This is a genomic window from Pseudomonas machongensis, from assembly GCF_034961125.1.
Taxonomy (GTDB): Bacteria; Pseudomonadota; Gammaproteobacteria; order Pseudomonadales; family Pseudomonadaceae; genus Aquipseudomonas; species Aquipseudomonas machongensis.
Map to the genome: position 1 here is coordinate 1 of NZ_JAYFUI010000042.1, position 11,805 is coordinate 11,805.

An 11,805-nucleotide genomic window follows, 5' to 3' on the forward strand; every position below is an offset into this window, starting at 1 on the left:
TGACGATCCGCGGCTTGGTGACAGGCAGCGGCGTGCGCAGGCCATAAGCACAGTAATCGAAGCCCAGACGGCGCGCGGCTGCCTTGACCTCTTCCAACAACGTTTGCGTATCGCGCGCGTCATAAACCGCCGCCAGCATGTCGCCCATCCATTGCATTTATTATTCTCTCCATGAATGTGAAGCTGCTGCAGCCGCCCCCTGAAGGTGCGAGCCTAGCGGAGCTGCAACAGCCGGACATTGAGCGATATCAATTCGCCACAACGTTAACGAATACTACCGCGCGGTATTTATCCCGTGGCCGGCCTGGTCGGTTCGGCACCTTGGCGCTGACGATACAAGCACAGCGTTACAAAAAATGCTGGCGCCCCCGGGCGATTCACCGATATCTCCTGCCTATCTGGATTGACGCCTGCTCAAGCCCTGAACTGCCCCAGACTCGCCCTCAACTGCGCCGCCAGATCATCCAGCACCTTGCTACTGGCCGTGGTCTGCATCACCACTTCGGCCGAGCGCTCTGCCTGCGCGTGGATATTCTCGACCCGCCCCCGCACCGCCTGGGCGCCGTTGGCTTGCTGCTCGGCGGCGCGAGTCGCCAGGCCGATGGCGGCATGCACCTGCTCCACCGCCGCCTGCACCGACTGCTGGCGGCGTTCGTTATCACGCAACACCAGCAGCCCTTCGCTGGCCTGGCGCCCCGCCTGGCCGATGGTGGCCACAGCCTCTTTCGCCCCCTGTTGCAAGGCAACGATATGCGCCTGGATATCGCCGGTGGAGCTCTGCGTCTTGCTTGCCAGAGCCCGCACTTCATCGGCTACCACTGCAAAACCGCGCCCTGTCTCACCGGCACGCGCCGCCTCGATCGCCGCGTTGAGCGCAAGCAGGTTGGTCTGCTCGGCGATGCCGTGGATCACGGTCAGCACCACTTCGATCTGCTCGCTCTGCTTGGCGAGGCGCTCGATGACCTGCGAGCCGCTTTCCACTTCCCCCGCCAGCTTCTCGATCAGCTTGGCCAGCTGGGTCGAAGCGCGACTGTTCTCGTCGGTAGCCTGGCGGATATCCACGACCTGCTGCAACGCCGCCTGCATGGCGTGGCTCTCGGCCTGAGCCTCGTCGGCCATGCTCGACAGGTCGCGCAGACTCGCCGCCACCTCGTCGCGCTGCAACGCTGCCGCTGCATCGGCCCCCGCATTGCGCTGGGCCATGGTGCCGATTTCCACCCCGGTACGCTGGGCCACTTCACCGGCTTCGCGAACGATCGGCTGAAGCTTGTCGACGAAGCGGTTGACCGCCGACGCCATGTCGCCGATCTCGTCACGGCTGTCGAGCGCCACACGCTTGGTCAGGTCGCCCTCCCCGGCGGCCAGGTCGTCGAGGGCAGCAATGAGCAGGCGCAGCTTGCTGACCACTCGTCGCCCCAGCACCACGGCAACCACCAACAGCACGCCAAGCCCGACCAGCACCAGGCCGACGCCGATGCGCCAACGCAGCTCGCCGGCCGCGTCGCGAACCGTCTGCGCGGTATTGGCCTGCATGGCAGTGGCGCTGTTCTGCGCGGTCTCAAGACGAGCCTGCAGGGTCTTGCCGCTATCGGCCGCGGCAGCGCCGAGGCTCTCGCCGACCAGTTGCTCGCCACTTGCGATCAGGGCGGCAAAGCGCTGGTCGAGCGCCTTGAGCTCTTGATCGACGGCGGCGGTCGAGACCCCCATGAGTACCTTGCCGATCTGGGCGCCATTGGGGCTGATCGAAGCCTCGACGAAGTACACCGATGGATCCCGGCGCGCAGCGTCGAGCACCTTGTCCAGCGCCCGCTCGCCCTGGCCCTTTTCCATCAGCGCCTGATTGATCGGGTTCTGGCGGTTGAGGTAACGGGTGAGGTGCTCGCCCTCGGCGTTGTCGTAGATCACGAACAACACGTTGGGATTGCGCTGCGCGCGACGAGCGAAGTCAGATAGCGTGGGGACGTCATTGTCCCAGATCGCCCTCGGTGCCACCGAGGCCAGCAACTCGGCCATATCGTTGGCCGACTCCTTGAGGCTTTGCTCCAGCGTGGTGCGTAGCTGTTGCTGTTCGCTCTGTAATCGCGTGGAAAGCCCCGCGCTCAGGCGTTGCCGGGTACTGGCCGAGAGGCTGTCGAGACCGGAGCGCACATCTTGCCCGGCCTGCTCCAGCTCACCTGCCAGCTTGCGACTGTCAGCGCCCAGGCGTTCGCCCAAATCGGCCTCCAGCGCAGTGACGGTGCTGCGGGTCAGCACGACGGCGACCACGACTTGCACCAGAAGAGCGATACCAAGTGCAACAAAAACAGGCCGCAGGAGGCGGCTTCGTAACAGAGAGAGGATGGCAGACACGTTTGAACCCCCGTGTTTCTGGCGCCATTACTTTGATGGCATCTACAGAATCTTCTTACAGCAAGGGTCATGCCTGAAGCAGGAGGGAAATACGCCAAGGTCTAGCAGCCCGATGAACCGTGGTAGCGGGCTTACCCGCGAAAGACCACTGCAGCCAGGAACAAAAACGCCGCAACCCCTTGCAGGGCTGCGGCGCTGGATCAGCCAGAAGGCAGATCAGGCGAACGGATGACGCAGCACGATGGTCTCGTTGCGGTCCGGGCCGGTGGAGATGATGTCGATCGGGGCACCGACCAGCTCCTCGATGCGCTTGATGTAGTTGCGCGCGGCCTGCGGCAGCTCTTCCAGGGCTTTCACGCCCAGGGTCGACTCGCTCCAGCCTGGCATCTCTTCGTACACCGGCTCCAGGCCGATGTAGCTGTCGGCATCGGAAGGCGCGTCGATCACCGCACCGTTCTCGTTCTTGTAGCCGACGCAGATGTTGATGGTTTCCAGACCGTCCAGCACGTCCAGCTTGGTCAGGCAGATACCCGAGATGCTGTTGACGTCGATGGCACGACGCAGGATTACGGCATCGAACCAGCCGCAGCGACGGGCACGACCGGTGGTGGAGCCGAACTCATGGCCACGCTTGGCCAAGGTAGCACCGGTTTCGTCGAACAGTTCGGTCGGGAACGGACCAGAACCCACGCGGGTGGTGTAGGCCTTGGTGATACCGAGGATGTAGTCCAGGTACATCGGACCAACGCCCGAACCGGTGGAGATGCCGCCAGCCGTGGTGTTCGAGCTGGTGACGTACGGGTACGTGCCGTGGTCGATGTCCAGCAGAGAGCCCTGGGCGCCTTCGAACATGATGTCCTTGCCGGCACGGCGCAGGTTGTGCAGTTCGGCGGTGACGTCGAGCATCATCGGCTTGAGCTGCTCGGCATAGGCCATGCACTCGTCGAGGGTCTGCTGGAAGTCGATGGCCGGCTCTTTGTAGTAATTGACCAGCTGGAAGTTGTGGTAGTCCAGCAGCTCACCGAGCTTGGCGGCGAAACGCTCGCGGTGGAACAGGTCACCCACGCGCAGGCCGCGACGGGCGACCTTGTCTTCGTAGGCTGGGCCGATACCACGGCCGGTAGTGCCGATCTTGGCTTCGCCACGGGCCTTTTCACGGGCCTGGTCCAGCGCCACGTGGTACGACAGGATCAGCGGAGCAGCCGGGCTGATGCGCAGGCGCTCGCGAACCGGTACGCCCTTCTCTTCCAGCTTGGTGATTTCGCGCATCAGGGCGTCCGGCGCGACGACGACGCCGTTGCCGATCAGGCACTGTACGCCTTCACGCAGGATACCCGACGGGATCAGGTGCAGAACGGTCTTCTCACCGTTGATCACCAGGGTGTGGCCCGCGTTGTGGCCGCCCTGGTAACGCACGACGGCGGCAGCATGTTCGGTCAGCAGATCGACGATCTTGCCTTTGCCCTCATCACCCCACTGGGTGCCCAGGACGACGACATTCTTACCCATAACACTTGTCCTCATTCACGCAACTTGGTTGCCGGCCCATTGCCGGCGAAGAATCTCAATGGGTCAGCGGCAGAACCTGCCAGCGCCCGTCTTGCTGAATCAATTGCCGATCACAATCCGCCTCGAGAGCAGCACTCAGCGGCTGGCCAGGCAGTGCCTGAACCACACGCTGGCCCTCGTTGCGCAACTGGCAGACCTGCTGCCAGAGGGCCGCGTCGCCACTGTCCGGCATCCAGATGCCGCCAGAAGGCAATACGACCTCCGCTCGCCCCAGTGTGACCAGGGTCTTCAAATCCGTGGAGAAACCGGTGGCCGGACGTGCCCGGCCGAAGTCGGCGCCGATGTCATCGTAGCGTCCACCCTGGGCGATCGACTGGCCGACACCGGGTACGAACACCGCGAACACCACGCCGGTGTGATAGTTGTAGCCACGCAGCTCGCCCAGGTCGAAGTACAGCGGCAAGTCCGGGTAACGCGCCGCCAGGCGATCGGCGATCGCCAGCAGGTCGTCCAGGGCCGCCAGCACGCTGGCCGGAGCTCGGCCCAGACGCACGCGGGCGTCGGCCAGCACTTCACGACCACCGCACAGTTCAACCAGGGCACGCAGCATGTTGCCCAGGTCTTTCGGCAGGTCGGCGGTCAGCTCGTGAACTTCATCGACAGCCTTGCGCTGCAGCGCATCGAACAACTGCTGCTCGACCGCGCCCGACAGGCCGGCGGCACGCGCCAGGCCACGGTAGATACCGACGTGCCCCAGATCCATGTGCACATCGGCAACGTCGGTCAGTTGCAAGGTGGTCAGCATCAGGCTGATCACTTCGACGTCGCTGGTCGGACTGGCGTCGCCATACAACTCGGCACCCAACTGGATCGGGCTGCGCGAAGTCGACAACGCACGCGGCTCGGCGTGCAGCACACTGCCGGCGTAGCACAGGCGGCTCGGGCCTTCGCGGCGCAGGGTGTGGGCATCGATGCGCGCCACCTGCGGCGTGAAGTCGGCACGGAAACCCATCAGGCGACCGGACTGCGGGTCGACCACCTTGAAGGTACGCTGATCCAGGTCCTGGCCGGCGCCGGTAAGCAGCGACTCCAGGTACTCGATATGTGGGGTGACGACCAGTTCATAACCCCAACTCTGGAACAGGTCCAACACCTGGCGACGCGCAATCTCGATGCGCGCCGCTTCAGGTGGCAGTACTTCCTCGATGCCATCTGGCAGAAGCCAGCGGTCTACCGTTGCCATTACGCCATTTCCCCTCTGGTCCGGGCGGCTGCCCAACAGGTTAGCCGTCTGTGAAGCAGGCATTGGCGCACAACAGCAGGCAGCACCGATCCCAGCGCCGCCGCCGTGCCAACACCCTCGAAAAACTGCGCGTCCTGTCCAAGTCGTCAAAAAGCCGGGGGCCAATCAACCTTGCAGACGCAAAAAAGCCGGGAATTTCCCGGCTGACTCATCATACACCCCTTTTGATTCGGGATGCACCCCACCGGGCGTTTTAGCTGCCCGGCGGGGGTCTTTCCTGTTACGGCTTGCTCTTGTCCAGGAAGCGGAAGAACTCGTTCTTCGGATCCAGGACCAGCACGTCGCTCTTGCTGGCAAAGCTCTCGCGATAAGCCTGCAGGCTGCGGTAGAACACATAGAAATCAGCGTCCTGGCCGTAGGCCTTGGCATAGATGGCAGCCGATTGGGCATCGCCATCACCACGGGTTTCTTCAGCTTCACGGTAGGCTTCAGCCAGCAGCACACGGCGCTGACGGTCGGCATCTGCACGAATACCTTCAGCCAGCTCGTTACCCTTGGCACGGTGCTCGCGCGCTTCACGCTCACGCTCGGTGCTCATACGGTCGAACACGCTGCGGTTGACTTCCTTCGGCAGGTCGATGGCCTTGACGCGAACGTCGATGACCTCGATCCCCAGCTCCTTGTTGGCCATGCGGTTCAGCGAAGCGGTGATGTCGGCCATCAGCGCGTCACGCTCACCGGATACCACCTCATGCAGGGTGCGCTTACCGAACTGGTCACGCAGGCCGCTTTCCAGACGACGCGACAGACGCTCGTCGGCGATCTGCTTCATGCCCGAGGTCGCGGTGTAGAAACGCTCGGCGTCCTTCACCCGCCACTTGGCGTAGGCATCGACCATCACGGCTTTCTTCTCCAGCGTCAGGAAACGCTGGGTCGGGGCGTCGAGGGTCATCAGACGGGCGTCGAACTTGCGCACCTGGTTGACGTACGGAACCTTCACATGCAAGCCCGGCTGGACATCCGCCTGGACCACACGGCCGAACTGCAGCAATACCGCCCGCTCGGTCTGCGACACGATGTAGAAGCAGTTCCAGGCGACGATCGCCAGCACCACGGCGGCAATCAGGGCGAACAGCGATTTATTGCTCATCAGCGGCTCTCCCTAGTGCGCAGCGGCTGTTGTTGCTGTTGCAGGTCCTGTACAGCGCGAGTGGCGGCGTCGTTGACCGACGGCGACACACTGCTGGACGGCGCTGCAGTGTTGCGGCTGCCTTCGACCATCTTGTCCAGTGGCAGGTAGAGCAGGTTGTTCTGCCCGTCCTTGGTGGCCACCATGACCTTGCTGGTGTTGCTGTACACCTCCTGCATGGTCTCCAGGTACAGACGCTGACGGGTGACGTCCGGCGCCTTGCGGTACTCGGCGACCAGCTTGGTGAAGCGATCGGCCTCACCCTTGGCACGGGCGATCACCTCATCGCGGTAGCCGTTGGCATCCTCGATGATGCGCTGCGCCTGACCACGGGCCTCAGGCACCACGCCATTGGCGTAGGACTCGGCCTGATTGCGCGCACGCTGCTCGTCCTCACGGGCGCGGATCACGTCGTCGAAGGCTTCCTGCACTTCACGCGGGGCTGCCGCGCTCTGTACGTTGACCTGGGTGACGGTGATACCCGTGCGGTAGGTGTCGAGGAAGCGCTGCAGGCGTTCGCGGATATCCACGGCCATCTGCTCACGACCTTCGGTCAGCACCTGGTCCATCGAGGTGGAGCCCACGACATGGCGCAGGGCACTGTCGGTGGCGTGCTGCAAGCTTACTTCCGGCTGGTCGACGTTGAGAACGAAGTCCTGCAGGTTGCTGATCTTGTACTGCACGGTCAGCGGCACCTCGACGATGTTCTCGTCCTCGGTGAGCATCTGGCCCTGCTTGGTGTACGCACGCTCACGCGTGACGTTTTCCATGTACTTGCGGTCGATCGGCGGGAAGTAGATGTTCAGGCCCGGCCCCACGGTCTCGTAGTACTTGCCGAAGCGCAGCACCACGGCCTGCTCCTGCTCGTCGACCACGTAGACGGCGCTGTACAGCCAGATTGCCGCCAGAACTGCCAGGCCAATGCCCAGCAAGCCGTAGCCGCCACCCTTGCCGATGTTGCGGTCACCACCGCCACCGCGTTTCTTGCTGCCGCCGAACATGCCGTTCAGGCTGTCCTGCAGCTTGCGGAAGGCCTCGTCGAGATCCGGTGGTCCCTTCTTGTCGCCACCACCACCGCCACCACGGCGGCCGCCCCAGGGATCCTGATTGTTCGAGTTGCCACCCGGCTCGTTCCAAGCCATAGCGCTCTCCATCTGATAAAGCAAAGACGCGCCCACGGCGCGCCGTCCAATGCTACAGAATGCCTGTCACGGCTGCCCGGCGACCTCGACGGGCATTTATTGCAAAGTGTGTTGCTCGATGAACACTTCAGGCTCAAGGCCTGCGCGGCTGATCAGGCGATTGAGCTCGACCCGGGGCAGACGCACGCTCAGCAAGCTGCTGCCCTGTTCATCGTGTTCTTCGCCTTGCACTGCCCCCAGTTCGAAGAATTGCGCGCGCAAGCGTGCAAGTCGCTGTTCCAGGCGCAGGGTTCCGACAAACAGATCATCCCCCAGCAATTCGGCTATCGCCTGCCCCACAAGCTCAAGGCCACGCCCGTCGCGGGCCGAAACCCAGACCCGCTCCGGCTTGCCGTCGGCATCGCGCTGGATCTGCGGCTCGACATCTTCGAGCAGGTCGAGTTTGTTATAGACCTCGAGGATCGGCAAGCCTTCGGCACCGATCTCGCCCAGCACCGCGAGCACCTGTTCGATCTGCTCCATGCGCTCGGGCTCGTGCGCATCGATCACATGCAGCAGCAGATCGGAGTTGCTCGACTCTTCGAGCGTAGCCCGAAAAGCCTCGACCAGCTTGTGTGGCAGGTGGCGAATGAAGCCCACGGTGTCGGCCAGCACGATCGGCCCCAGGTCGTCCAGCTCGAGCCTGCGCAATGTCGGGTCGAGTGTGGCGAACAACTGGTCGGCCGCGTACACCTCCGATTGCGTCAGGGCGTTGAACAGCGTGGACTTGCCGGCGTTGGTATAGCCCACCAGCGACACTGAGGGGATGTCCGCGCGCTTGCGTCCGCGCCGGGCCTGCTCGCGTTGGCTGCGCACCTTCTCCAGACGCGCCTTGATCTGACGCAGGCGCACCCGCAGCAGGCGGCGGTCGGTTTCAAGCTGGGTTTCACCCGGGCCGCGCAGACCGATACCACCTTTCTGTCGCTCAAGGTGGGTCCAGCCGCGCACCAGCCGCGTGCTCATGTGCTCGAGCTGGGCCAGTTCGACCTGCAGCTTGCCTTCGTGAGTCCGCGCCCGTTGGGCGAAGATATCGAGAATCAGACCGGTACGGTCAAGCACGCGGCACTCGAAGACGCGCTCGAGGTTGCGCTCCTGACTGGGCGTGAGGGTGTGATTGAAAATCACCAGGTCGGCTTCTTCGGCCTTGACCAGGTCGCGCAGTTCCTCGACCTTGCCGCTGCCGATCAGAAACTTGGCTGTGGGCTGGTGCCGGGCAACCGTGGCCAGGTGGACGATGTCCGCTCCGGCCGACAGTGCCAGCTCCTGAAACTCCTGCGGGTCTTCGCGCGCCTCAGGGTTCTGACCTTCCAAGTGAACGAGCAACGCCCGCTCACCACCACCGTGGCGCTCAAAGAACAATGCAGGCTCCTATCAGGCGTTGCCTGGCTCGCTGTCGCCGTGCTCGGAATCGGACGGGCTTGGCAGACGAACCGGACGGGCAGGTACGACAGTGGAAATCGCGTGCTTGTAGACCATCTGGCTGACGGTGTTCTTCAGCAGCACGACGAACTGGTCGAAAGATTCGATCTGGCCTTGCAGCTTGATGCCGTTAACCAGGTAGATCGAGACCGGGACCTTTTCTTTTCTCAAGGTGTTCAAGTAAGGGTCTTGTAGCGAATGCCCTTTTGACATATGCCGCACTCCTGTAAGGATCAATAGTAAAAAACTGAAAAAATTCGTTCATTAGGGCCGTCAGTCGCAAGAATAGACGGCAATTGCAGGGACTCAGCTCAATATGGAGACCGATTCCAGGTATTTCAAGGTGCGGGACAGATTGTCGCAGGCCAGGCTGTCCAGCCAGTGTACGTCGGACCAGCTACGCAACCAGGTGAACTGCCGCTTGGCCAGCTGGCGGGTGGCGATGATACCGCGTTCGCGCATCTGCTCGGCTGTCAGTTTGCTGTCCAGATAGTCCCATACCTGCCTGTACCCCACTGCCCGTATAGACGGCAGCCCGACATGCAAGTCACTTCTGGCCCGCAGCTCTCGGACCTCGTCGACGAAGCCCTGTTCCAGCATCTGCGAAAATCGTAGCGCAATTCGCTCATGCAAAATGTGACGATCTGTAGGCGCAATCGCCAGACTGGCGACAGTATAGGGCAAATGCCCGCCCGCGCCTGCGTCTGAACCGCGGGTTTCGGCTGATTGACGCTCGCGGTGGGCGGTCATGCTCTGGCCGCTCACCCGGTATACCTCCAGCGCACGGATCAACCGCTGCGGATCGTTCGGATGAATGCGCGCCGCCGATACCGGGTCGATCTCGGCCAACTGCCGGTGCAGTTCCCCCAGGCCCAGCTCGCGGGCCTGGGCCTCGAGTTCGGCGCGAACCTCGGCATCAGCGGGCGGCATGTCGGCCAGGCCGTCCACCAGCGCCTTGTAGTACAGCATCGTGCCGCCGACCAGCAGCGGGATCTTGCCACGCGCAGTGATCTCGGCCATGGCCTGCAGCGCATCGCCACAGAATTGCGCCGCCGAATAGCTCTCGGCCGGGTCGCGGATGTCTACCAGCCGGTGCGGATGGGCAGCCAGCACCTCTGGCGAAGGCTTGGCGGTGCCGATGTCCATGCCGCGGTAGACCATGGCCGAGTCGACGCTGATCAACTCGCAAGGCAGGGACTGTGTAAGGGCAATGGCCAGGTCGGTCTTGCCGGCAGCCGTCGGGCCCATGAGAAAAATCGCTGGGGGCTTGCCACTCATGTCATCGACCGCGCAGGAAAAGTTTGTCCAGATCATCCAGGCCCATCTGGGTCCAGGTCGGTCGGCCATGGTTGCACTGGCCGCTGCGCTCGGTGTTCTCCATGTCACGCAGCAAGGCGTTCATCTCCGGAATCGCCAGGCGTCGGTTGGCACGCACCGCACCGTGGCAGGCCATGGTGCCGAGCAGCTCGTTGATGTGCGCCTGAATGCGGTCGCTGGTGCCGTACTCCATGAGATCGGCGAGTACATCCTGCACCAGGCGGTTGGCCTCGGCCTGCTTGAGCAACGCGGGGATCTGGCGGATCGCCAGGGTTTCCGGCCCCAGGCGCTGCAGCTCGAAGCCCAGGCGCTGGAAGGTCTGGGCATGTTCTTCGGCGCAGTCGGCCTCACGCTGGCTGACCGCCAGTGACTCGGGCACCAGCAGCGGCTGGCCACTGAGCCCTTCGCTGGCCATCGCCAGCTTCAGGCGCTCGTACATGATCCGCTCGTGGGCGGCGTGCATGTCTACCAGCACCAGGCCCACGGCGTTCTCGGCCAGGATGTAGATGCCCTTGAGCTGAGCCAGGGCATAGCCCAGCGGTGGAATGTCACCCTGGCTTTCCGGCAGCGCCACGGGAGGCTGGGCGCTGGTCTCCAGCGGGGCGAAGTACTCGCGGTAGACTGCTTGCGCCTCTGCTGCCGGCACCGGCTGCGACGGGCGCGGCGTGTACTGGTACTGGTAGCCTGCGCCCGCGCCACCATTGGAGAACGACGGCTGCTGCTGCGCCTGGGGCTGTTCGAGCACCGAGGCGGCCAGGCGCATCTCGCCCTGGGGGCCGAACTCACCGGCCTGCAAGCCGCTGGGGCGCACGATCTCAGTGGTTGCCGCCGGCGCCGCGAGCTGATCCTCGGGGCGCACATCGGCCAGCGCACGGTGCAAGGTGCCGTACAGGAAGTCGTGGACCATCCGCCCTTCACGAAAGCGCACTTCGTGCTTGGTCGGGTGCACGTTGACATCGACACCGGTGGGATCGAGCTCCAGGAACAGCACGAATGTCGGATGTCGGCCGTTGAACAGCACGTCGCGGTAGGCCTGGCGCACCGCGTGGGCGACCAGTTTGTCGCGCACCGCGCGGCCATTGACGAAGAAGTACTGCAGGTCGGCCTGGCTGCGCGAGAAGGTCGGCAAGCCGACCCAGCCCCACAGGCGCAGGCCATTGCGCTCGACCTCGATCGGCAGCGCCTGCTCGAGGAAGCCAGGCCCGCAGATCGCCCCGACCCGCCGCGCGCGCGACAGCTCGTCGGGCGCCTCATGCAGGCTGAGGATGCTCTTGCCGTTGTGGCGCAGGTGAAAGCCCACATCAAAGCGCGCCAGCGCCAGGCGCCGGATCACTTCCTGCAGATGATCGAATTCGGTTTTCTCGGCCTTGAGGAACTTGCGCCGGGCCGGGGTGTTGAAAAACAGGTCGCGTACTTCGACCGAAGTACCGATGGGGTGCGCCGCCGGCTGAACCCGCGGGAGCATGTCTCGGCCCTCGGTCTCGACCTGCCAGGCTTCGCTGGCATTGGCGGTACGCGAGGTCAGGGTCAGGCGCGCTACCGAACTGATCGACGCGAGTGCCTCGCCACGAAAGCCCAGGCTGAGCACGCCCTCAAGG

General features: G+C 63.8%; 10 protein-coding genes and 1 pseudogene. All 11 read right to left on the reverse strand.

Annotation, left to right across the window (positions count from 1 at the left end; genetic code table 11):
• Window positions 1-157: autoinducer binding domain-containing protein (locus tag VA602_RS26715; protein WP_407682490.1), on the reverse strand; the 157-nt coding region annotated here is incomplete at its 3' end.
• Between the two features lie 257 nt (window positions 158-414).
• Window positions 415-1,299, reverse strand: a complete 885-nt coding sequence (locus tag VA602_RS26950) for a methyl-accepting chemotaxis protein (protein WP_371926319.1) — start codon at window positions 1,297-1,299, stop codon at window positions 415-417.
• Between the two features lie 21 nt (window positions 1,300-1,320).
• A pseudogene (locus VA602_RS26725) lies at window positions 1,321-2,013 on the reverse strand (methyl-accepting chemotaxis protein); the annotation flags it as partial.
• 552 nt (window positions 2,014-2,565) lie between these two features.
• Complete coding sequence (locus VA602_RS02915; protein WP_054893188.1) at window positions 2,566-3,858, reverse strand: adenylosuccinate synthase; 1,293 nt, start codon at window positions 3,856-3,858, stop codon at window positions 2,566-2,568.
• 55 nt (window positions 3,859-3,913) lie between these two features.
• The gene (locus VA602_RS02920) at window positions 3,914-5,101 is read right to left on the reverse strand and encodes an ATP phosphoribosyltransferase regulatory subunit (RefSeq protein ID WP_063546403.1); all 1,188 of its coding nucleotides are present in this window, start codon (window positions 5,099-5,101) and stop codon (window positions 3,914-3,916) included.
• A 280-nt stretch (window positions 5,102-5,381) separates the two neighbouring features.
• Window positions 5,382-6,251: a protease modulator HflC gene (gene hflC / locus VA602_RS02925; RefSeq protein WP_054893186.1), complete on the reverse strand. Its 870-nt coding sequence runs from the start codon at window positions 6,249-6,251 to the stop codon at window positions 5,382-5,384.
• On the reverse strand, window positions 6,251-7,432 hold the full coding sequence (gene hflK / locus VA602_RS02930; protein ID WP_063546405.1) for an FtsH protease activity modulator HflK: 1,182 nt from the start codon (window positions 7,430-7,432) through the stop codon (window positions 6,251-6,253). The genes hflC and hflK overlap by 1 nt, the downstream gene beginning before the upstream one ends.
• Window positions 7,433-7,528: 96 nt before the next feature.
• Window positions 7,529-8,830, reverse strand: a complete 1,302-nt coding sequence (hflX, locus tag VA602_RS02935; RefSeq protein ID WP_054893184.1) for a ribosome rescue GTPase HflX — start codon at window positions 8,828-8,830, stop codon at window positions 7,529-7,531.
• A gap of 12 nt (window positions 8,831-8,842) precedes the next feature.
• Window positions 8,843-9,103 carry an RNA chaperone Hfq gene (gene hfq / locus VA602_RS02940; protein ID WP_029612777.1) on the reverse strand — a complete coding sequence of 87 codons (261 nt, stop codon included), beginning with the start codon at window positions 9,101-9,103 and terminating at the stop codon, window positions 8,843-8,845.
• 93 nt (window positions 9,104-9,196) lie between these two features.
• Entirely contained in the window at window positions 9,197-10,168 is a 972-nt protein-coding gene (gene miaA, locus VA602_RS02945; RefSeq protein ID WP_125931287.1) for a tRNA (adenosine(37)-N6)-dimethylallyltransferase MiaA, read from the reverse strand.
• Window position 10,169: 1 nt separating this feature from the next.
• Window positions 10,170-11,805: DNA mismatch repair endonuclease MutL (mutL, locus tag VA602_RS02950; protein WP_323452426.1), on the reverse strand; the 1,636-nt coding region annotated here is incomplete at its 5' end.

What these genes read in the sequence shown, in the direction of transcription:
- miaA (WP_125931287.1), bottom strand. Translation starts at nt 10,168, where the DNA reads ATGAGTGGCAAGCCCCCAGCGATTTTTCTCATGGGCCCGACGGCTGCC.
- hfq (WP_029612777.1), bottom strand. Translation starts at nt 9,103, where the DNA reads ATGTCAAAAGGGCATTCGCTACAAGACCCTTACTTGAACACCTTGAGA.
- VA602_RS02915 (WP_054893188.1), bottom strand. Translation starts at nt 3,858, where the DNA reads ATGGGTAAGAATGTCGTCGTCCTGGGCACCCAGTGGGGTGATGAGGGC.
- hflC (WP_054893186.1), bottom strand. Translation starts at nt 6,251, where the DNA reads ATGAGCAATAAATCGCTGTTCGCCCTGATTGCCGCCGTGGTGCTGGCG.
- VA602_RS26950 (WP_371926319.1), bottom strand. Translation starts at nt 1,299, where the DNA reads ATGGCGTCGGCGGTCAACCGCTTCGTCGACAAGCTTCAGCCGATCGTT.
- hflK (WP_063546405.1), bottom strand. Translation starts at nt 7,432, where the DNA reads ATGGCTTGGAACGAGCCGGGTGGCAACTCGAACAATCAGGATCCCTGG.
- VA602_RS02920 (WP_063546403.1), bottom strand. Translation starts at nt 5,101, where the DNA reads ATGGCAACGGTAGACCGCTGGCTTCTGCCAGATGGCATCGAGGAAGTA.